Source organism: Pantoea sp. App145, assembly GCF_047947045.1.
Classification (GTDB): domain Bacteria; phylum Pseudomonadota; class Gammaproteobacteria; order Enterobacterales; family Enterobacteriaceae; genus Pantoea.
The window spans coordinates 212279-233578 of record NZ_CP133291.1; the positions used below are offsets into that span (position 1 = coordinate 212279).

Below are 21300 nucleotides of genomic sequence, written 5' to 3' on the forward strand. Positions count from 1 at the left end.
TAGATGCGCACAATCATGATTATGTTAAATACGATATCCGCACACGCCCCGGACCACACCTCGCCCGTAGCGGCGTGATTTATCACGCGGGTTTTCCCTCATCATGGCTGGACGATGCGCGATAAATCGCGCCGCTACGGCAAAACTTCACCATCATTACCCTGCTCTTTTTTCAGATTTCACGTAGCGACGTCATTCTGGTGATCTGACTGATAATCCGCGCAATCAGTTGAGCCTGCTGGCCGGAAGGATCAAGGTCTGGGTCGTAGATGGTTACAGTGATGCCACAACAGCGTGGATTTTCAAATAAGCGATGGCCAATGTGAGTAAGACTTTGCGATGTCAGCCCAGGTGAACCTGGGCTATCGACTGCCGAAATCTCTGACTGATCCAGCACATCCATATCAAGATGGACCCAATAACGCCAGCCTGGGAAGTCATTAAGACGACGGTATATTCGTGTGATGATTTCGCTGTCACTCAGCTTTAAAGCGTCGAAAATTGTCATTCGTTCAATGTCGGTAGCAAAGATATCTGCCCAGACATAACCCTCATCGAGAGATTCTCGTTCGCCCAGCTGAATCACGGCTCTATCCGGAACCAATGGCCCCTCAATGCCTGGCCAGCTGGTTAAAATGGCTTCTCCTCTGCCAGTCACCAGAGCGAGATCCATTCCGGCAGCTGCAGCTGGTTTTTGGGCCTCTTTGCGGTTCCAGTTTCCGGGATGACGAAAATCGCTGTGACCATCAATATGAACCAATGCCACTGGCCCGAGTTGTCGGCTGCCGGCCAGCGCACCAGGAAGGATTGCGCAATCCCCACCAATAACTATCGGTTTTAAGCCACTGTTTTGAGCTGAACTCACCTCAGCGGCGAGCCGTATATTCAACTCGCGTAGCTTATGGCCGTTAAGGATGTCGGTTCCCGGCTCAGGAAATGGACTGTACTCGGGCTGTGACATTGTCACAACTTCATATCCAGCGAAGGCTTTTCCTAACCCGTGCGCCATTAACACGTCAGGTGCCTTAAAAGTCCCGGGGATATGATTCTCCCCCAGTGGGTTCAGCCCTAAATTCGACGGAACCAGAATGATTTTTTTCATCAGGGGCTGCTCCTGATTGTCAGATACCTTATTTATTCATAGCTTATGATTCTCGAGCCTTTTGCAATTAACATATCTTTTGTATTCATATAGTGACATTTTTTTCATTACCACTGAATTATCACTATATAGCTACAAAAAAGAGTCTGTTTTACGCTTTTTAGGCCGCTTGACATCCGTGGTTAAAAAAAGGTTGTTGGTTGCCCCGCTTCGGCTCAAAGAATGACTGATGGACGTGTGCAGCGCCGGGAAGTCAGCGAACAATGCCTGATTTGCCAGCTGATCGCTGATCACATCGGCAAATTGCTCCAGCACATGGGCGGGATTGATAATTTTCAGTTCTCGTCCGAATTTGATCAAACTGTCGCGGTCGGGAAACTGTTTGCTTTTATTCAACTTTAACGCCAGATCATTATCGTTGGTGGGATAGATCAGCGTATTTACCACATCATATAACGGAGAAAGTCGCGGCGACGCCTCACTTTCAGCCGGATAAACCAGCGAAAAGTTCTTCAGATGTGCATCGCCGTTGCCGACCATGCAGCTAAACAACACATAGCGCCAGTAAAGCTCAACCTGGGACTGGTCGCGGGTAAACAGACTGACGATTTTCGCGCCAGTTTCATACGATCCGCTGTATTTATGATCGGACGTTCTCCCCGATAGCACACAGAAATCCTCCATCGCCTGCCGCTTATCCCCAGCAATATCAAAACGTTCCATGATAAACAGTTCTTTATTGTCTGAAAGCCAGAAATTGGCGACAGGTAAACCACAGGCTTTTGCCAGAGACATACAGATGAATTCGTTCTCTGCAAGACGGGGATATTCTTCATCACCGGTTTTTGCGATCAGATTTGGATAAAGTACCGTGCCCCGGCTTTCAGTGCTGATCATCACTTTAGGTTGCACACCGGAAATCGTAGTTTGCAGCAGGTATTTATTGAGCAGATATTGAAACGCACTCTCTTTGTGGTCCCATCTCAATAAATCTTCCAGTTTTTCCGGGGATGGTCGTGGTAAATCGATATCGCTGACATAAGAAAGCGCGCCAATACCGGTATCCTGCTGCAGTGCGAGAAACAGCATTTCGGAGATATTACCCACATAACGGCGCAGGCGTTCGGCAATGTGATACCGCACATAGCCTTCAGGTATATTCATCTCAAAGATGTTAAACAACCGGCTGCTGTTATAACTCATACGGTTGTCCGGCAGCATGGTTAACGAGATACGACGGCTGTTCGGCGAGGAATAGGTGAAGTTGTAACTGCCATGCTCATGCAGTAATTTGCCGGTGTATTCCCCCCCGTTGTAGACCTCAATCTGGCGTATTGGCCGGGCAAGCTGTTGCAGATCAGTCATCATCGAACAACGCCTCCAGTTCATCCAGCTGCGGCAAGCCAGCAGTCTGAACCGTTAACATCAGGTCCATGGCCGTCAGATAGATGGTTAAGGCTTTCAGCGATCCGGTATAAACTCCGTTCTCAATTTCAGAGACCAGAGTACGGTGGATTCCTGCGCGTGATGCGGCAACCTGTTGTGTCCACCCCCGCGCTTTGCGTCGTTCACGACATGTTGCTCCAATCGCGTGCATTCCTGGCAACATAGATCCCCCTGCATGATGTATCTATATAGTGACAAAATCGCATATAAATGCTTTTTTGTCACTATATAGATACCATAATCGCAGAAGCATCATTTCGCCGGGAATTAGTGATCAAGATACAGATAATGCATCCAACTGGTCATGCGTAGCAGCACTTTGCGCATCACCGAAACATGCGAAAAGTGATCCGAGTAAACAGCAACCTGGGCAAATATGCCATCTGGCAAGGTATCAACATCAGCATTAGGTATCAGTTCAATTACTGCCAGCACCCCATCACTGCCGGGAGTGATGGTGAGCGATTGCAGCGTGCCCTGCGCCTGATAGGTGCCTCCCGGCACAACAGGAAGAATACTGGTTAATTTTCCCGGAAAAACCTGGCCGGGAAGCGCGGTGAAGACCACTTCAGCTTCATCACCGGCTTTCAGGCGCAACAGAGAATTTTGTCGGAACTGGGCAATGATCTGGCGTTTTTGATCCGGTATGAAAATCATCACCGGCCGCAATGGCAAAGCGGCGGCATAGGTTCCAGGGCGGATAAGCACCTGTGTGGCATAACCATCACTTGGGGCACGAACGACGGTTTGATCTAAATTATATCGGGCCTCAGTCAGCTGAGCTCGCAGGCTGACAATTTGTGATTGCTCCCCATTAACCTGGCTATCCAACTGGCTCTTAATTTGTGCCTGTTCAGCCAGGGAACTTTTTACCAGGGCATCCTGCGCCAGAAAGTTTTGTCTGGCATTATCAATATCCCTTTCGGAAAAAGGATTTACTTTTGCCCTGCTCCCCGCAAGATAACGTTGATAATCTTCGTATAACCTGTCTCGCTCCGCACTGACATGTTGCGTATTGGCGATGGCTTCATCCAGCTGCCCTTTCAGGCTTTGGGTATTGTGAATCGCCGTGGTCAGATCCGCCTGTAATCTATCTACCCGCGCCTGGTAGCGGGTGTTATCAAGGCGAAATAACATCTCACCTTTCTTAATTAACGTATTTTGTTTATTGGTCACTTCACTAACGACTCCGGTAACCTGGGGAGTGATTGGAATAGCAACAACAGCTTTTTGCGCCAGCTCGGTATAAGGATGGTTATAATTCATTAACAATATCAGGGCACCGACGATAAAAACCCCACCCAACGCAGCTGTGGGTACGGTCCATTTGTTTACCGGTATCTTAAATATTTTAAATATCGACCATGCGATAGCAACATAAGTCAGAATAATCAGCAAATCCATAGATTTACTCCGAAGGCGGCTGGTTGATTATACCTTGTTTTCTTTCCAGTTCCGTCACGCGCAGTTTAAGCAGCTCCAGACTTTCATTGGTACTTTGCATTCCCCATCCACGTTCCGGGCGATATAACGTGGCCCAGATCCATAAAAAGGGCCAGATAACATGTAATGTGAATAAACTAACCCAACCGGCAACATGAATAGCATCGGCATGTGGATGGTTACGTGATTTTGCAATAAGGTAAGGGATATCATGAAGAATGATAATCCCATAAAAAATAATAAGAAATACAACGACGAGAACGCCCAGCGCGAAGTAGTTTAGAAACATATCCGCCTCGTTAGCAAACCAGCTTGCTGATAAATATAGACGTTGTGAATAATTGAAGAAAGTATAGCAATAAAAAATTATTCCCTGTCAGAAATGGCTGGCACTACCACTGTTACCTGCCTCGCTTTCAGTATTTAAGCCAGGCGGCAACTCTCTCTTATTTTAATTATTTCTGTGATGGGGTTTCCGATTGTCATTTTTCATGGGAATCAGATAAGGTAATATTTTCTATAATCAGTGTGACCTCCTGAGTCCTTTTAACACATGCTGATGAGCTGAGTCATAATGGAAAACAATGACGAGACTACTCCCGTTAATAAGATTAAACGCTGGTCTCCGGTGTGGTTTTTTCCTTTTATCACCCTGGTGATCGGTGCCTGGATTATCTACTATCACTTCAGCCATCAGGGGCCTGAAATCACCCTGATTACCGACAATGCCGAGGGAATTGAGGGGGGAAAAACGGAGATCAAAAGCCGCAGCATTACGGTTGGCCAGGTCGAAAGCACGGTGTTATCGGATGATCTCCAGCATGTTGAGATTAAAGCGCGCCTGCATGAAGGCATGGAGACATTGCTGCATGGCGACAGCCTTTTCTGGGTGGTGAAACCGCAGGTGGGTTTTCAGGGGGTCAGCGGGCTGGGTACTTTACTGTCAGGCGCTTATATAGAATTACAACCTGGATCTGAGGGGCAAGAACCCCCGAGCTATGCGCTGAGAGACACGCCGCCCCCCGCCGCCGCCAACGCCCCTGGGATCAGAGTCACCCTTTTCAGTGAGAAAGCTGGCCAGCTCAAAGCAGGGGATCCGGTCCTTTTCAGGCATTATCCTGTTGGTACCGTGGAGAGCAACCACTTCGATACGGACAAGCGCCTGATGTCCTATCAGCTGTTTATCTCGGCCCCTTTTGATCGTCTGGTCACGACGAATGTGCGTTTCTGGAAGGACAGCGGCATTGCTATCGATATGTCGGCTGCCGGTCTGCGGGTGGAGATGAGTTCCCTCACCACCTTACTGAGCGGTGGCGTCAGTTTTGATGTCCCCGACGGCTTGCCCTATGGCAGCCCGGCAAAGAATAGGGCGGAATACCCGCTTTTTAATGACCAGCACAGTATTCAGGATTCGCTTTATACCGAGCACGTGGATTATCTGTTGTTTTTCAACAGTTCGGTACGCGGGCTGGAAGCAGGCGCACCCGTTGAGTTTCGTGGATTGCGCGTTGGCACGGTCGCGCAGGTACCGTTCTTCTTACCCGGCGTGGTGCAGGATCTGCAACGTAATTATCGCCCTCCCTTGCTGATCCGTATTGAACCCGAACGCTTTGTCAGCAGTATGGGGACAAACTTCAATTTGCAACAACGACTTCAGGAAGCGAAAAAGAATGGCCTGCGCGCCACCCTGAAAACCGGCAGCCTGATTTCTGGCTCGCTGTATGTTGATCTGGATTTTTATCCTCAAGCGGAACCGTATACCGGTCTCACCACGCTGGCAGGCTACGAAATTATTCCAACCATGGACAGTGGGCTGGGTCAGATCCAGCAAAAACTGGTGGCGGTGCTCGATAAACTCAACACGTTGCCGCTTAACCCCTTGCTGACACAGGCGACGGATACCTTCAAAGCCAGCCAACTCACCTTACGTGAGTCGCAAACGGCGCTGCATAATCTCAACCTGTTTATGGGCAGTGAGGCGATGAAATCCTTACCGGAACAAACACAGCAAACGTTACGGGAACTGAGCCGCAATATGCGCAGTCTGCAACCCGGCTCTCCGGCTTACGAGAAAATGGTGGCGAACATGCAGCGTCTTGATCAGGTCCTGCGGGAGTTACAACCGGTATTGAAGACCCTCAACAACAAGAGCAACGCCCTGGTTATCGCCCCTGCCGTTGCTCAGGATCCTCAACCGAAGGCCATACAATCAAACATACCCCATCATGCGCAGCATTGATTGCGCCTGGTTTACCGCATCAGAGCGATGGGACACCCCCAGCTTCTGATACAGATTTCGAATGTGCGTTTTAATGGTGGTGGCGGCAATATCCAGTTCACCGGCAATCTGGTCGTTACTGTAACCTGAGTAAATCAACCCCAGTACCTGCCACTCGCGCTGAGTCAGTGGGCTGGTCCGAATCAGCTCCGGTACGTCAGGGTGACTCAGCAGGCGGCTGACAAAACCTTCATCGAAATGAGCGAACTTATGCCGATGATGTTTATTGATCTCATCAAGAATGCGTCGTGCCCGATGGTTATCCAGTTCATTCAGAATGTTGAGCTGAATCAACTGGCGTAGCTGCTGTGCCATCATCTCGCCCTCAATGACAAAGTGGCAGATGAAACCGGTGCTACGCGCCAGTTGCAGTGCTTCTATTAACGTTCGCTGCGCGTCGGCTTTACGATCGGTCTGCCAATGGATCTGGTTCATCAGCAGCAGGTTGCGATTTAAGTCACTCATCAGCCGCAATGCGCGGGCGTTATCATTTAACTCATCCAGTACCACTTCGGCATGGGTCAGATTGCCCAGCAGAATCTGCGCCCGGGCGATATTGCGCCATTGCCCTTGCAGGAAATGATTATTGGCAAACTCCGGTTTTGCGGTTTGATGCAGCCAGTTGCTGGCGCTTTGTTTGTCGCCAGTCATCTGCCAGTAAATGACTCTGACCTCGTCAGCATTGGTGATCCAGTCACTGTGCCAGTTACCATTGTTCAACAGATTTTCCAGCCGGTTGAGATGACTACGCGCATTATCGAGGTTGCCGCGCGCAAGGGAACATTGCACCAGCAAACCCAGACACTGGATTTGTTGCTGTTGCTGAAAACCTTTCAGCACCTTGATACCACTCCGCGCAGCCTGTTCCGCCTCTTCCAGCCGTCCCCAGGCCCACATCAGCTGAGCGCGGATGCGCAGCAGGAATTCATGCAAAGGAAATTGCGTCAGATGCTGTTCGTGCACCAGCACAAATGCCTTCTCCTGCGTCTCATAGGCATTCTGCAGGTAGCCCTGTGCAAACAAAATTTCGCTTTGCTGAATCAGGCTCCAGAGCGCGTAATGCCAGGCCTCATCACGCCGGGCCATCTGCTCCGTCTGACGCATCAACTGCAATGAATTCACCAAATCGCCTTTACAGTGCATCACTTCGCCGAGCACCGAAGTGGCAACAATGCGGCTGTAAGTGCAACTGTCGGGCAGGGTTTCCAGCGCCAGCATCGCCAGACGTTCGGCGTCCTCCGCGTTGCCATTATTGATGGTCACCTGTGCGCGCACGGCATTGAATTCACCGCGCAGGGCCTCATCAACCTGGCAACGGCCCTCCTCCTCAAACCTCGCCAGCAGGCTATTCACCTCATAAAACCGATGCTGACTCTGCATCAGCCAGGCCTGAAGCAGCACCAGCCGGGGATTTTCCAGCAACGTTTCCCACGGCAGGGTTTTCAGCGAGGCCTCCAGCAGCGTCAGTTCACTTTGATTGAACAGCGTCCAGGCATGCTCCAGCAACACATCCCTCAACATACTGGTGTCACCGGAAGCCAGCGCGTGATGGATGGCTTCACGCGGATACCCCTGCGCCATCCAGCTTTCTGCTGCTGCGCGATGGATAGCCGGCAGCTCTGCGGCCAATTCCCGCTTGCAGCGCAGCCGAAGAAAGCTGCCAAATAATGGGTGATAACTAAACCACTGCCCGGAATCGTCCATACGCTGTAAAAAAAGCCCCTGCCGCTCCACTTCTTCCAGCCGCATCTGGCCGTTCTCTTCCCCTGTGACACAGGTAATCAGCGCGTCGTTCATCGAACGCAGCAGCGAACTTTTCAGCAGAAAATGACGTGTGGTGACATCAACGTTATCCAGTACTTCCTCAACCAGGTAATCTGACAAATGGCTGGCATTAATACCGGAAAGACGCCGCGCAGAATCCTGAGCCGCGCTGGCCCCCTGACGGGCAGAAAGGGCGATGAGTTGTAACGCGGTAGCCCAGCCAGCGACGTCATCACATAGCTGATCACTCTCTTCGGATGCCAGCGGAGCCGCGAGCCGACCATCAAAGAACTGTCGCGCTTCCTGATGAGTAAACGCCAGTTGCTGGCTGCTCAGTTCGATAAGTTGTTCGCGCACACGAAGGTTAGCGATACCCAGTTGAGGCAAGTTGCGCGACAGCAGGATCACTGTCAGGTTATCCGGCTGGTGACGTAAAAAGAACCGCATCGCTTCATGAATCGCGGGGTTGGTGATGTGATGGTAATCATCAATGATCAACCAGAGCGGCTTTTGCCATTCCGTCACTTCAATAAATAACTGGGCAAATAACGCATTGAGGTTTACATACTGGCGCTTCTGCGCCAATGCCTCGCTACGCGAGCAGCCGCCTTGCGTGGCCTGCTGGAGTGCTGCAATCAGATAATCGGCAAACGGCTCCGGGTGATTGTCTCCTTCGTCTAATGAGTACCACCCCAGATTTGTTTTCTCCGCAGCCCACTGTGAGACCAGCGTGGTCTTGCCATAACCTGCCGGGCTGGTGACCAGCACCAGTCGGTAATTGCCAGCAGCAGTCAGTTTTTGCAGCAGGCGATCGCGCGTGACGGTGCTGTCAAGGCGAACGGGACGACTGAGTTTCGAGGGTATTAACATAGTCGCATGCTCCTCCCTTTACATGTTGCGAATTATTTTTTTACGCTTCGAAATTATTATTCATACACGTTCGATTATTCGTGTACTGATTGCAAGCAAACTCATTAACTAATCTTTACAAAAGCGGCAGTTATCACATTCCTGGCTCGCTTTCAGAATTCCCGCATCCCTCTCCCCCCCGCTACTCCTCCCCGGTGAATTTGTCGCAGGAGGAGGAGCACAGCGGGTCACACGGGCAAACTAACTCGCATATTTTCTCTGGCGACTTACAGGACTAACCCGGCTATGACACAGCAATTTGATCACGCCCGTTTTATCGACGCCCTGACACGGCAATGGCAACGTTTTGGCCTGCGCGATGCACGCGACATGACGCAGCAACAATGGTGGCAAGCCCTGAGCGGTGCGCTGGCTGATATGCTGGCGAACCTGCCAGCCCAGCCCGTCAGCACACAACAGCGTCACGTTAACTACATCTCCATGGAGTTTTTGATTGGTCGGCTGACCGGTAACAATTTGCTCAATCTGGGCTGGTATGACGCGATTAATGACGCGTTGAAACAATGGGATATCTCGCTCAGTACGGTACTGGAGTGTGAAACCGATCCGGCGCTGGGCAATGGCGGGCTGGGACGTCTGGCGGCATGCTTCCTTGATTCAATGGCGACCGTCGGGCAGCCCGCCACCGGTTATGGCCTGAATTATCAGTACGGCTTGTTCCGCCAGCGCTTTGTCGATGGCAGACAGCATGAACAACCGGATGACTGGCAGCGTGACAGCTATCCGTGGTTTAGCCATAACGCGGCGCTGACGGTGCCGGTGGCAATAGGGGGAAAAGTCATCAGCGAAAACGGGGTGCCGCGCTGGGAACCGGCTTTTTGTTTGCAGGGTGAAGCCTGGGATCTGCCCGTGGTCGGCTACCAAAACGGGGTGACCCAGCCGCTGCGATTGTGGCAGGCAAAACATGCTGAACCCTTTGATCTTCAACGCTTTAACGACGGTGATTTTTTACGCGCCGAACAGCAGGGCATCACAGCGGAGAAGCTGACGAAGGTGCTCTACCCCAATGACAACCATCAAGCGGGTAAAAAGCTGCGTCTGATGCAGCAATATTTCCAGTGCGCCTGCTCGGTCGCGGATATTCTGCGCCGTCATCATCAGGCCGGACGCGCCATCGCCACGCTGCCTGATTACGAAGTGATTCAGCTCAATGATACCCACCCAACGCTGGCAATTCCCGAGCTGATGCGTCTGCTGCTGGACGAACATCAGCTGAGCTGGGACCAGGCATGGGACATCACCCAGCGCACCTTTGCCTACACCAACCATACGCTGATGCCGGAGGCGCTGGAGCGTTGGGATGTGCGTATGGTCCGCGCCCTGCTGCCCCGTCATATGATGATCATCAACACCCTGAATGCGCAGTTGAAAAAACAGGTTACCGCCCGCTGGCCGGATGATGAAGCGGTGTGGGCAAAACTGGCACTGGTGCACAGCAACCAGTTACGCATGGCGAATTTGTGCGTGGTCGGAGGCTTTGCGGTGAATGGTGTCGCCGCCATGCATTCACAGCTGGTGGTGGATGATCTCTTCCCTGAATATCACATGCTGTGGCCTGAGAAGTTCCATAACGTCACCAACGGCGTAACGCCGCGCCGCTGGATTAACCAATGCAACCCGGCGCTGGCGACGCTTATCAGCGCTACCCTGCGCCAGCCGTGGATCAACAATCTCGATGCGTTGCAGGATTTAGCCCCGTTTGCCGATAATGCAGAATTCCGCGCCCGCTACCGCGCCATCAAACAACGTAATAAAGTCCAATTGACGCGCTGGATCGGCGAACGCACCGGCATCGTCATCAACCCGGAGGCGATGTTTGATGTGCAGATCAAACGCCTGCACGAATACAAACGGCAGCATCTGACCTTGCTGCACATCATTGCCCTGTGGCAAACCCTGGTGAGCGATCCGCAGGCCAATCTCACTCCGCGCGTGGTGCTGTTTGCCGCCAAAGCTGCACCCGGCTATGTGCTGGCGAAGAACATCATCTATGCCATCAACAAAGTAGCGCATACCATCAATAACGACCCACGGGTGGGAGACCGTCTGAAGGTGGTCTTCATTCCTGACTACAACATTTCGGTGGCTGAACGGCTGATTCCGGCAGCGGATCTGTCGGAGCAAATATCTACCGCCGGGAAAGAAGCGTCCGGCACCGGCAATATGAAACTGGCACTGAACGGTGCGCTGACCATTGGCACGCTCGACGGCGCGAACGTGGAAATTGCGCAACAGGTTGGCAGCGAAAATATCTTTATCTTTGGTCACACGGTTGAGCAGGTCAACGCATTGAAAACCGAAGGATACGCGCCTGCGGTCTGGCGCAAAAAAGATCCGCAGCTCGACAAAGTTTTGACTGCGCTGGAAGACGGCACCTTTAGCGATGGCGATACACACGCGTTTGACGATCTGCTGCACAGCCTCGGCCCGCAGGGCGGCGACCCCTATCTGGTACTGGCGGACTTCCGCCACTACCTGAAAGCGCAGGAACAGGTGGAGGCGCTGTGGGCCGACGAGGAAGCCTGGACCCGCGCTGCGATCCTCAATACGGCGCGCTGTGGCATGTTCAGTTCCGATCGTTCCATCCGCGACTACCAGCAACGTATCTGGCAGGCTGCACGATGAAACCGCAAAACCTTATCGCCCTGGATTACATCGATGCCCATGGCCAGTCGCAAACGATCTCTACCCTGACCCGCCAGCGTTTGCTGGCGGTACTCAAACCGGCTGCCCCAGGATTATCCCCTCTGCCGCCCGTAAAGGTATTTCGTCACGGCGAGCTGCTGCTGTTATCTCCCGCATGTACCCGCCCGGCTGAGTGGCAATTGCAAAGCGAGAACGGACAGATCTGGACAGGACAATGTGCCGCCGGTCAGCCCCTGCAACTACCGTCTCTGCCAGAGGGTTACCACCAGTTGCGCTTAAAGGTGGGTGACGGCAGCTGGCCCTGCTCAATAATCGTGACACCGTCACGTTGTTATGAACCTGAAGCGCTACGTAAAGGTGAATCACTGTGGGGCTGCTGCGTACAGCTTTATACCCTGAAGTCCGAAAGTAACTGGGGTATCGGCGATTTCGGCGATCTCAAACAGATGTTGCACGAGGTCGGTGAGCGCGGCGGGTCTTTTATTGGACTGAATCCGCTACATGCCCTGTTTCCGGCCATACCGGAAAGTGCCAGCCCTTACAGCCCTTCGTCACGTCGCTGGCTCAACATTATCTATATCGATGTCCCCTCGGTGCCAGATTTTATTCAAAGCCGGGAAGCACAAGTCTGGTGGTATTCAGACCAGACACAGCAGGCATTACAATTGGCACGCGCGGCAGCATGGGTTGACTATCGTGCCGTCACCGCCTTGAAACTGGCGGCACTGCGTCTGGCTTGGCGGCATTTCCGGCAGCGTGCGGTGACCGATCCGGCGGTAAAAGCCTTTGAGACATTTGTCACTACCGGGGGAGAAAGCCTGTGGCATCAGGGCGTCTATGATGCGCTGCATGCGGATCAGATGGCGCAGGATGGCAATCGCTATGGCTGGCAGCAATGGCCAGAAGCGTATCAGCATCCTGACAATGCGGCAGTACGGGCCTTCGCCATCGAGCACAGTAACGAAGTTCATTTTTACCTGTGGTTGCAATGGCTGGCCGAGACGCAGTTCGCGGCCTGCTGGCAGCTGTGTCAGCAGCAGCAAATGCCGATCGGGTTGTATCGTGATCTGGCCGTCGGTGTGGCTCAGGGGGGCGCAGAAACCTGGAGCGACCGTGAGCTGTATTGCTTGCAGGCCAGCGTTGGTGCACCGCCAGATATCCTTGGCCCGCTGGGTCAAAACTGGGGATTACCGCCGATGGACCCACAGGTGATGCAGGATCGTGCTTATGATCCATGGATCACCCTGTTGCGGGCCAACATGCGTGACTGCGGAGCATTGCGCATTGACCATGTGATGGCGCTGTTGCGCCTGTGGTGGATCCCGCAGGATGGCAGCGCGGCCCAGGGTGCCTATGTCCATTACCCTATCGATGATCTGCTGGCGATCCTCGCGCTGGAAAGCCAGCGTCATCGTTGTATGGTGATCGGAGAGGATCTGGGAACGGTGCCCGCCGCCATTGTCGGGAAATTGCGCGACGCCGGGGTTTATTCTTACAAGGTGCTGTTTTTCGAGCAAACGTCAAAGAATGCGTTCCGCCCGCCGCAGCAATGGATGCGTCAGGCGATGGCAGTCGCCACCACGCATGATATGCCTACGTTGCGCGGCTGGTGGCAAAGTGACGATCTGACGTCTGGCAGCCAGCTGGGGCTGTATCCCGACAAAGTGATTCTGGCCGGTTTGCATCAGGACCGCCTGGCAGCGAAACAGGCCTTGCTGCGTACCCTGCAACAGGCTGGCTATCTGCCAGCAAGCAAACATCCTGTCACGATGAGTAAAACGTTAAACCAGGCGATGCATCGTTTTCTCGCTGATAGCAACAGCGCGCTGCTGGGGTTACAGCCGGAAGACTGGCTGGATATGGCTTCCCCGGTGAATGTTCCGGGCACCACCGATCAATACCCCAACTGGCGGCGCAAGCTGCGCGTCACACTAGAAGCGTTATTCAGCGATCCGCATATCAACGCCCTGCTGGCAGATATTGACCAACGACGTTAACTGCATGACCTCGCGCGATAAATCGCGCCGCTACGACCCGGTGCGAGGTTCAGTAGCGGCGCAATTTATTGCGCAATGCCGTGAACGGTGCTGGAAAATCCCAGACATAAAAAAGGTGCGCCGTAGCGCACCAGGTGGGGCAACTCAGCATTGCCGGGGTCGCATCACCCCTTGCCTTTAACACTGCTGATAAAAGTGGGCCGTGCGGTGGTTGATCCCAGACGTTCGGCCTCATCAAGCAGCTTAAGTGCCTTATCGATATTGCCCTGTTTCACTGCCTGCTGGATGCGCTGATTAAAGTAACTCTCGGTATCATCCATGATCGGCTCATGTTTCACCGTTGGCTGTGGCGCGGCAACGACCGGGGCCGGTGCTGCGGGTTGGGTGCTGCCAATCGTCACCGGAGCCGGACCAGAGGATCCAAACAGCGGCCCGACAAGAATCGAGGATCCTGAATTGGTTTTCACCTTCACTTTCAGCTCACCCTCACGACTATGTCGGGCAACAGGATCCGGGATATCGGGGATAGCATTGCTGGTCCCTTTGGCATAAGCCTTGGCCGGATCCAGCAAGGTGGTGGTTTGCGTCAGATCTTTTTCGGTGGTAAACACCAGCAAATAGATCTTTTGCTGCCCCGGCACCGGCGTCAGTTTCATCACCCCTTCCAGCCGATCGGCAGTCATCACACCGGGTTCCTGATAGGTAAAAAACTGGCTCGGAAACCAGGCTGCGGGACGCAGGTTTTCATCCAGCACCAAAACGTTAGGGGCGTACACCTGGTTATTCTTTACTTCGCTGCTTAACGTCACCGTCAGTTCACCAATACTGGCAGGCAGACTGTAGGCTGCAATCGCTCCGGTTACGCCGGGAGCCGTTAACTGTGGACTGGTGTCAGTCAGGCGGGTGACCTGGTTGCGGGAGGCATCCAGTGGCGTCCAGCTCAATTGTTGCAGACTGCCTGCCGGGAAAGTGGGAGCCGCCGAGAGATCCTGCGGCACCAGGGTGATTTCAGCCTGTGCTGGCAGGGTGCTACCCACCAGCAACGCAGCACTCAGGCAAAGTGCGGTAAATGTTTTTGTCATTTTCATGGTATTGACCTTAACGGGGTGTCAGGCAGCGGCGTAAACCAGGCAATGGCCGCCGCTGCCGAAGAGACATTATTCAGAGGTGATGCAGGATCGGCTTACCACCAGATCTCCATCTGTGCACCAAACGTCCACTCGTCGTTGTTACCACGACTGTTGGTTAAGATGCCGTTACCGGTGCTATCAGCAGAGGCAAAGGAGGTCAGGTCACCGGAGGAATCTTTGGTGTAGCCCCATTTCTCATCCCATTTGGCGTAAGTGGCGAACAGACGCAGCGCCGGGCGTGACCAGATGCTGTCGCCAGCCTGCCACTGCTGAGCAAGGGTAATTTTGTACTGGCCGTTGCGCTCTTTCGCCTGCTGAGATTTGACGTTGTCGTAGCCGACTTCCAGCAGGGTGCTCATGATCGGCGTCCATTTGTACATCGGGCGCACACCAACGGTGTACCACTCGGTACCACGATCGTTGTCGAGGTCGGTGTTCTGATACATGGCGACGTACATCAGGTCCCAGTCATCTGCCAGCGAGATCGCCCCGTGGTCAAGGATGCGATACATGTTGCCGTTGTTATTGATGTTGGTGCCTTGCGGAATGCCTTTGCCCTGTGAAGTCATGGCATCGGTGGCATATTGCAGTACAAACTTGTTGTAGCCTTTCAGCATGCTCTGCGTGTGTTCGGCGGTGAACATCCAGCCATCTCTGGATGCACCGTCTTCCAGATGGTAGCCATCACGTTCGTTGGCACGACCGTAATCGACACCCAGTTCCAGCACCCCGTTCGGGTTGGTTTGCAGGCCAGCAAGACGCACATCGAATACATCGTTGGCGGTGGCAGTGGCGTAATCACGTGTCTGATCGCTGGAGAAGGCGTAAGAACCGCCTGATTCAGATGAACGGGTCGCCGCGAAAGAGAGTTTACCGAAACCGAGGTCAACATCTTCCAAACCGGCACCAGGCCCCGAGATATCCCAGTAGTAGAAGTCGATCATATGCACGTCATGGCGCTGATAGAAGCGTTTACCTGCCCACATGGTGGCGCCTGGCAAGGCATCAATCAGGTTTTTACCTTTGACGTTGGCTTCACGAAAAGCCGGGGAAGTCGCTTCCCAGTCGTTCTGCTGAGAAACCGAGTAAGCTACGTTCGTATCGAAGTAGAAGCTTTTATCGCCCTCCTTCCACACTTCCTGGCCCAGTTTAAGTTCAGCATAGGTTTCGCATTCGTTTCCCAGACGGTATTTGCTTTGCGCACCGGTTGCCTGAAAACATTGCTGTTCGCCGCCACTGCCGGTCCAGCCGATGCCGGAACGGGCATAGCCGGTAAAATCGACCGCCATAGACGGGGCTGAAAGCGTACCCGCCGCGATGGCAACCGCGAGGGGAAGTTTGCGCAGAGTTAACATGTTTATTCTCCTGAGGTCATTGCTTTTCTTGTTTTTACGGGGCTAAACACCAGGCTCCTGATGCAACCTGCGACAAGCGCTCCCGTCCTCACGGAACAGGTGACAACGCTCAGGCGGCAGACCAATGCCCATCAGGGCGCCCTCTTCTACCAGCACTACGTCCTCCTGGCGGTAAACCAGGTTCTGACGAATGGCGGGAATTTGGATGTGAATTTGCGTTTCAAAACCCAGTTGCTCGACCACCTGCACCTCTCCTTCGAGGGTGACATCGGCGATCTCACTGGAAATCAGATGTTCGGGACGGATACCTAATGACATGTTGCTGCCCACCTGCACGCCCGCGCTGTCCACCGGCAGCCACACCAGTTGATCGTTAGGCAGACGCACCTGCACCTGCTCAATAGCGGTGGCGGTCACTTTGACGGGCAGGAAATTCATCTTCGGGGAGCCGATAAAACCGGCAACAAAGCGGTTGGCGGGATAGTGATAAAGTTCGAGTGGCTTGCCTACCTGCGCCACGCGCCCGGCATCCAGCACCACGATCTTATCGGCCAGCGTCATCGCTTCGATTTGATCGTGCGTGACGTAAATCATGGTACGCTTCAGGCGTTTATGCAGACGGGAAATCTCAATACGCATCTGCACACGTAACGCCGCATCCAGGTTGGAGAGCGGTTCATCCAGCAAAAACACCCGCGGTTCCGCCACCAGCGTACGGCCAATCGCCACGCGCTGCCGCTGCCCACCGGAAAGCGCTTTCGGACGGCGATCCAGCAGGTGCGCCAATTGCAACACCTCCGCGACCTGGTTCACTCGCTGCACGATTTCCGCTTTTTTCACTCCGGCCAGTTTCAGGCCGAAAGACATGTTCTCCGCCACGGAAAGATGGGGATAGAGCGCATAGGACTGGAACACCATCCCAACACCGCGTTCAGCGGGAGGCACTTCATTCATCCGTTGATCGCCAATGCGCAATTCGCCACGGGTGATGGTTTCCAGCCCGGCAATCATGCGCAGCAACGTGGATTTCCCACAGCCTGATGGGCCGACAAACACCACAAACTCCCCTTCGCCGATCTCCAGGTTGATATCTTTCGATACCTCGGTATCACCCCAGGCTTTGGTGACATTGCGTAACGTGACGCTCGCCATGATGCTTATTCCTCTCAACGTGCTAATCCTTGTCCACGAAACGGCGGACAGACCCCGGCGACCACTATGGGCATCGACGTAGCAGGCAACATCCTCCGCAACGGGCTGATTTATGGGGGAGGAGTTGGGAGGAGGAGGTCAGGTGGACAAACCGTCCAGAAGCGGAGGGCAGACGATTTTTGTGACCGGCAAGACAAACCGGAACTGACAGTTTTGTGCGCCAGACCGTGATAACCGCCCTGTTTTGCAACGCAGATCACAGCAAGCGGCAGGCAGGCGTAGAACACAGGAGGATGAAAAGTTAACGGAGACAAACAGAATGAAACGACAAGATTACCGTTTCTGCTAACAGGATGGAGTTATGACGATGAATACCGGTGCACGAATTCTGGCCTTATCCGCCCTTACCGCCGTGCTCTTTTCGGCCTCGGCGATGGCGAAGATCGAAGAAGGAAAACTGGTCATCTGGATCAACGGCGATAAAGGCTATAACGGCCTGGCTGAAGTCGGCAAAAAGTTTGAACAGGAAACCGGCATTAAGGTGACCGTCGAACATCCCGACAAGATGGAAGAGAAGTATCCGCAGGTGGCAGCAACCGGCGATGGTCCGGACATCATCTTCTGGGCGCACGATCGCTTTGGTGGTTATGCCGAATCAGGACTGCTGGCGGAGATTAGCCCGGACAAGAATTTCCAGGAGAAGATTTTTCCGTTTACCTGGGACGCGGTGCGCTTTAACGGCAAGCTGATTGGTTATCCGATCTCGGTTGAGGCCCTGTCGCTGATTTATAACAAAGACCTGCTGCCAGAACCGCCGAAAACCTGGGAAGAGATCGCCGCGCTCGACCAGAAAATGCGCAAGCAGGGTAAAAGCGCCATCATGTTCAACTTGCAGGAACCCTACTTCACCTGGCCGCTGCTGGCCGCAGGGGGTGCCTATGCCTTTAAATACGCTGATGGTCACTACAACGTGAAGGACGTGGGCGTGGATAATGCCGGTGCCAAAGCCGGGATGCAGTTCCTGGTGGATCAGGTGAAAGCCAAGACCCTGAATGCCGATACCGATTATTCCATTGCCGAAGCCGCATTTAATAAAGGCCAGACCGCCATGACCATTAACGGTCCCTGGGCGTGGAGCAATATCGATAAAAGCGGCATTAATTACGGCATCACGCTGCTGCCAACGCTGAAGGGTAAACCGTCGAAAGCGTTTGTCGGCGTACTGAGCGCCGGTATTAACGCCGCCAGCCCGAACAAAGAACTGGCGAAAGAGTTTCTGGAAAACTACCTGCTGACCGACGCCGGTCTGGGTGCGGTGAATAAAGATAAGCCATTGGGTGCCGTCGCCCTCAAATCCTTCCAGCAACAGCTGGAGAAAGACCCGCGTATCGCCGCCACCATGAGCAACGCCCAGAACGGCGACATTATGCCTAACATCCCGCAAATGGCGGCCTTCTGGTATGCCATGCGTACTGCGACCCTCAACGCCCTGAGCGGTCGCCAGACCGTAGACGCCGCGTTAAAAGACGCCAAAGCACGTCTGACCAAGTAATTCCCACTACCAGAGCCGGAATGATCCGGCTCGTCACGGCTGTTAAGGAAAACCGAATCATGTCAGGAAAACCGCAATCGGGATGGCAAAGCGCAGTGTTGAAGAGCCTTCTCGTCGGGATCTGCTGTCTGCTGGTCGGCTATCTTCTGGTGCTGATGTATGCCCAGGGTGAGTACCTGTTTGCGCTGGTCACGTTGATTATCAGCGCGGTCGGCATCTGGATTTATGCCAATCGCCGCGCCTATGCCTGGCGCTATGTGTACCCCGGTATTGCCGGGATGGCGCTGTTTGTATTGTTCCCGCTGGCCTGTACCGTCGCCATTGCCTTCACCAACTACAGCAGCACCAACCAGCTGACGCTGGAACGGGCGCAGCAGGTGTTGCTCAGCCGAGAGTACCAGGATGGCGCGGGGTTAAATTTCTCACTGTTTTCGGCGGGTGAACGCTGGCAACTGGTGTTAACCGATGGGGAGAGCGGGCAAACTTTTGTCTCAGCGCCCTTCTCCTTTGGTGGTGAGCAGTCGCTTAAACTGACCAGCGCCCCTGCGCCTGGCGGTGAACGCGCGACGCTCAGGATCATCACGACCAACCGCCAGGCGTTGAGCCAAATTCATGCCGAACTGCCTGATGGTCGTCAGCTGGTGATGAGTTCTTTACGCCAGTTTTCCGGCACCCGCCCGCTTTACCAGTTGAATAACGATGGGGCGCTGAAAAATCAGCAAAGTGGCGTGCTTTACCGGGCAAACGGTACCAGTGGCTTCTATCAGGCCCGCAATATCGATGGCAGCTGGGGTAGTGAAAAACTCAGTCCAGGTTTTACGGTGAATACCGGCTGGAAAAACTTTATCCGTGTCTTTACTGACGCCGGGATTCAGAAGCCGTTTCTGGCGATCTTCGGCTGGACGCTGATCTTTTCGCTACTGACGGTAGTCCTGACGGTGGCAGTGGGCATGGTGCTGGCCTGCCTGGTGCAGTGGGAGGCACTGAAAGGCAAAGCCATCTATCGCGTGCTGTTGATCCTGCCCTACGCAGTGCCCGCGTTTATCTCGATCCTGATCTTCAAAGGGTTGTTTAACCAGAGCTTTGGCGAGATCAATGTGATGCTCAAGGCGCTGTTCGGCCTGCAACCGGCATGGTTCAGCGATCCTTTGCTGGCACGATCGATGCTGGTGATCGTTAACACCTGGCTGGGCTACCCCTACATGATGATTTTGTGCATGGGGTTACTGAAAGCGATCCCGGATGATCTTTATGAGGCCTCCGCGATGGACGGTGCCGGGCCGTTGCAGAACTTCTTTCTTATCACCCTGCCGCTGCTGCTGAAGCCGTTGATGCCACTGATGATCGCCAGCTTTGCCTTTAATTTTAATAACTTTGTGCTGGTACAGCTGCTGACCAATGGCGGCCCGGATCGGATTGGCACCACCACCCCGGCGGGCTACACCGACCTGCTGGTGAATTACACCTGGCGCATCGCTTTTGAAGGCGGCGGCGGGCAGGACTTTGGTCTGGCAGCGGCGATTGCCACCCTGATCTTCCTGCTGGTGGGTGCGCTGGCGGTGATCAACCTGAAAGCTGTGCGGATGAAATTCGACTAAGGAGACGTTATGGCTATGGTGCAACCCAAATCGCAGAAGCTGCGCCTGTTGCTGACGCATTTGCTGCTGCTGATCTTTATCGCAGCGATACTTTTCCCGCTGATGATGGTGCTGGCAATCTCACTGCGTGCCGGTAACTTTGCCACCGGCAGCCTGATTCCGGATCAGGTGTCGTGGGAACACTGGCGGCTGGCGCTCGGTTTTAGCATTACCCATGCGGATGGCAGCGTGACGCCACCGCCCTTTCCGGTGCTGTTGTGGTTGTGGAACTCGATAAAAATTGCGGCAATCAGCGCGCTCGGCATCGTGACGCTCTCCACCACCTGCGCTTATGCGTTTGCGCGCATGCGTTTTGCCGGACGCGCCAGTCTGCTAAAGGCCATGCTGATTTTCCAGATGTTCCCGGCGGTGCTGTCGCTGGTCGCGCTGTACGCGTTGTTTGATCGGCTGGGTCAGTATCTGCCGTTTATTGGTCTGAATACCCACGGCGGCGTGATCTTTGCTTATCTCGGTGGCATTGCGCTGCACGTCTGGACCATCAAAGGCTATTTCGAAACCATCGACGGCTCGCTGGAGGAAGCGGCAGCGCTGGACGGTGCAACGCCGTGGCAGGCTTTCCGGCTGGTGTTATTACCGCTGTCCGTGCCAATTCTGGCGGTGGTTTTTATCCTCGCCTTTATCGCGGCGGTTACCGAGGTGCCGGTTGCCTCGCTGCTGCTGCGCGATGTTAACAGCTACACGCTGGCGGTCGGCATGCAGCAATACCTCAACCCACAGAACTACCTGTGGGGTGACTTTGCCGCAGCGGCGGTGCTTTCTGCCATCCCGATTACGCTGGTGTTCCTGCTGGCTCAGCGCTGGCTGGTCAGCGGTCTCACGGCGGGAGGCGTCAAAGGATAAGTCTTCA

15 protein-coding genes are annotated in these 21300 nt (G+C 53.9%); 6 read left to right on the forward strand and 9 right to left on the reverse strand.

Annotated features, from left to right (window positions below; all coding sequences use genetic code 11):
• Positions 1 to 172 precede the first annotated feature (172 nt).
• The 5 genes from RCF31_RS20880 to RCF31_RS20900 form a co-directional block, all read right to left on the reverse strand.
• Positions 173 to 1102 carry an arginase family protein gene (locus tag RCF31_RS20880; protein ID WP_416413696.1) on the reverse strand — a complete coding sequence of 310 codons (930 nt, stop codon included), beginning with the start codon at positions 1100 to 1102 and terminating at the stop codon, positions 173 to 175.
• 132 nt (positions 1103 to 1234) lie between these two features.
• Positions 1235 to 2470, reverse strand: a complete 1236-nt coding sequence (locus RCF31_RS20885) for a type II toxin-antitoxin system HipA family toxin (protein ID WP_416413697.1) — start codon at positions 2468 to 2470, stop codon at positions 1235 to 1237.
• On the reverse strand, positions 2460 to 2711 hold the full coding sequence (locus RCF31_RS20890) for a helix-turn-helix domain-containing protein (protein ID WP_299449914.1): 252 nt from the start codon (positions 2709 to 2711) through the stop codon (positions 2460 to 2462). Before RCF31_RS20890 ends, RCF31_RS20885 begins: the two co-directional genes overlap by 11 nt.
• 104 nt (positions 2712 to 2815) lie before the next feature.
• Positions 2816 to 3952 carry an HlyD family secretion protein gene (locus RCF31_RS20895; protein WP_299449915.1) on the reverse strand — a complete coding sequence of 379 codons (1137 nt, stop codon included), beginning with the start codon at positions 3950 to 3952 and terminating at the stop codon, positions 2816 to 2818.
• A 4-nt stretch (positions 3953 to 3956) separates the two neighbouring features.
• On the reverse strand, positions 3957 to 4280 hold the full coding sequence (locus RCF31_RS20900) for a DUF3302 domain-containing protein (RefSeq protein ID WP_299449917.1): 324 nt from the start codon (positions 4278 to 4280) through the stop codon (positions 3957 to 3959).
• A gap of 282 nt (positions 4281 to 4562) precedes the next feature.
• Between RCF31_RS20900 and pqiB the strand changes: the two genes are divergently transcribed.
• Entirely contained in the window at positions 4563 to 6230 is a 1668-nt protein-coding gene (pqiB, locus tag RCF31_RS20905) for an intermembrane transport protein PqiB (protein ID WP_416413789.1), read from the forward strand.
• Here the strand turns inward: pqiB and malT are convergent.
• A complete protein-coding gene (gene malT / locus RCF31_RS20910) occupies positions 6201 to 8903 on the reverse strand; it encodes an HTH-type transcriptional regulator MalT (RefSeq protein WP_416413698.1) in 2703 nt (900 codons plus the stop codon). The genes pqiB and malT overlap by 30 nt on opposite strands.
• A 285-nt stretch (positions 8904 to 9188) precedes the next feature.
• Here malT and malP point away from each other — a divergent pair, with 285 nt between their 5' ends.
• Together malP and malQ are read left to right on the forward strand one after the other, a co-directional pair.
• Positions 9189 to 11588, forward strand: a complete 2400-nt coding sequence (malP, locus tag RCF31_RS20915) for a maltodextrin phosphorylase (RefSeq protein ID WP_416413699.1) — start codon at positions 9189 to 9191, stop codon at positions 11586 to 11588.
• Positions 11585 to 13606, forward strand: coding sequence for a 4-alpha-glucanotransferase (gene malQ / locus RCF31_RS20920; RefSeq protein WP_416413700.1), 2022 nt, complete (start codon positions 11585 to 11587; stop codon positions 13604 to 13606). Before malP ends, malQ begins: the two co-directional genes overlap by 4 nt.
• A 164-nt stretch (positions 13607 to 13770) precedes the next feature.
• On the opposite strand, the gene malM is transcribed toward malQ, so the two are convergent.
• The 3 genes from malM to malK all read right to left on the reverse strand — a co-directional run bounded on the left by malM (position 13771) and on the right by malK (position 17243).
• Positions 13771 to 14694 carry a maltose operon protein MalM gene (gene malM / locus RCF31_RS20925; protein WP_416413701.1) on the reverse strand — a complete coding sequence of 308 codons (924 nt, stop codon included), beginning with the start codon at positions 14692 to 14694 and terminating at the stop codon, positions 13771 to 13773.
• A 95-nt stretch (positions 14695 to 14789) separates the two neighbouring features.
• The gene (locus tag RCF31_RS20930) at positions 14790 to 16091 is read right to left on the reverse strand and encodes a maltoporin (RefSeq protein WP_416413702.1); all 1302 of its coding nucleotides are present in this window, start codon (positions 16089 to 16091) and stop codon (positions 14790 to 14792) included.
• Between the two features lie 42 nt (positions 16092 to 16133).
• Positions 16134 to 17243 carry a maltose/maltodextrin ABC transporter ATP-binding protein MalK gene (malK, locus tag RCF31_RS20935; RefSeq protein ID WP_416413703.1) on the reverse strand — a complete coding sequence of 370 codons (1110 nt, stop codon included), beginning with the start codon at positions 17241 to 17243 and terminating at the stop codon, positions 16134 to 16136.
• A gap of 361 nt (positions 17244 to 17604) precedes the next feature.
• Between malK and malE the strand changes: the two genes are divergently transcribed.
• The 3 genes from malE to malG are packed head-to-tail and all read left to right on the forward strand — an operon-like array spanning position 17605 to position 21293.
• Complete coding sequence (gene malE / locus RCF31_RS20940) at positions 17605 to 18795, forward strand: maltose/maltodextrin ABC transporter substrate-binding protein MalE (protein ID WP_313689686.1); 1191 nt, start codon at positions 17605 to 17607, stop codon at positions 18793 to 18795.
• Positions 18796 to 18854: 59 nt separating this feature from the next.
• Positions 18855 to 20393 (forward strand): maltose ABC transporter permease MalF, encoded by a 1539-nt coding sequence (gene malF, locus RCF31_RS20945; RefSeq protein WP_416413704.1) that lies wholly within the window; start codon positions 18855 to 18857, stop codon positions 20391 to 20393.
• Positions 20394 to 20402: 9 nt separating this feature from the next.
• On the forward strand, positions 20403 to 21293 hold the full coding sequence (gene malG, locus RCF31_RS20950) for a maltose ABC transporter permease MalG (RefSeq protein WP_299449936.1): 891 nt from the start codon (positions 20403 to 20405) through the stop codon (positions 21291 to 21293).
• Positions 21294 to 21300: the final 7 nt, after the last annotated feature.

Excerpts from the sequence above, each read along its gene's own strand:
- RCF31_RS20880 (WP_416413696.1), bottom strand. The coding sequence starts at position 1,102 with ATGAAAAAAATCATTCTGGTTCCGTCGAATTTAGGGCTGAACCCACTG.
- RCF31_RS20885 (WP_416413697.1), bottom strand. The coding sequence starts at position 2,470 with ATGATGACTGATCTGCAACAGCTTGCCCGGCCAATACGCCAGATTGAG.
- RCF31_RS20890 (WP_299449914.1), bottom strand. The coding sequence starts at position 2,711 with ATGTTGCCAGGAATGCACGCGATTGGAGCAACATGTCGTGAACGACGC.
- RCF31_RS20895 (WP_299449915.1), bottom strand. The coding sequence starts at position 3,952 with ATGGATTTGCTGATTATTCTGACTTATGTTGCTATCGCATGGTCGATA.
- RCF31_RS20900 (WP_299449917.1), bottom strand. The coding sequence starts at position 4,280 with ATGTTTCTAAACTACTTCGCGCTGGGCGTTCTCGTCGTTGTATTTCTT.
- malT (WP_416413698.1), bottom strand. The coding sequence starts at position 8,903 with ATGTTAATACCCTCGAAACTCAGTCGTCCCGTTCGCCTTGACAGCACC.
- malP (WP_416413699.1), top strand. The coding sequence starts at position 9,189 with ATGACACAGCAATTTGATCACGCCCGTTTTATCGACGCCCTGACACGG.
- malQ (WP_416413700.1), top strand. The coding sequence starts at position 11,585 with ATGAAACCGCAAAACCTTATCGCCCTGGATTACATCGATGCCCATGGC.
- malM (WP_416413701.1), bottom strand. The coding sequence starts at position 14,694 with ATGAAAATGACAAAAACATTTACCGCACTTTGCCTGAGTGCTGCGTTG.
- RCF31_RS20930 (WP_416413702.1), bottom strand. The coding sequence starts at position 16,091 with ATGTTAACTCTGCGCAAACTTCCCCTCGCGGTTGCCATCGCGGCGGGT.
- malK (WP_416413703.1), bottom strand. The coding sequence starts at position 17,243 with ATGGCGAGCGTCACGTTACGCAATGTCACCAAAGCCTGGGGTGATACC.
- malE (WP_313689686.1), top strand. The coding sequence starts at position 17,605 with ATGACGATGAATACCGGTGCACGAATTCTGGCCTTATCCGCCCTTACC.
- malF (WP_416413704.1), top strand. The coding sequence starts at position 18,855 with ATGTCAGGAAAACCGCAATCGGGATGGCAAAGCGCAGTGTTGAAGAGC.
- malG (WP_299449936.1), top strand. The coding sequence starts at position 20,403 with ATGGCTATGGTGCAACCCAAATCGCAGAAGCTGCGCCTGTTGCTGACG.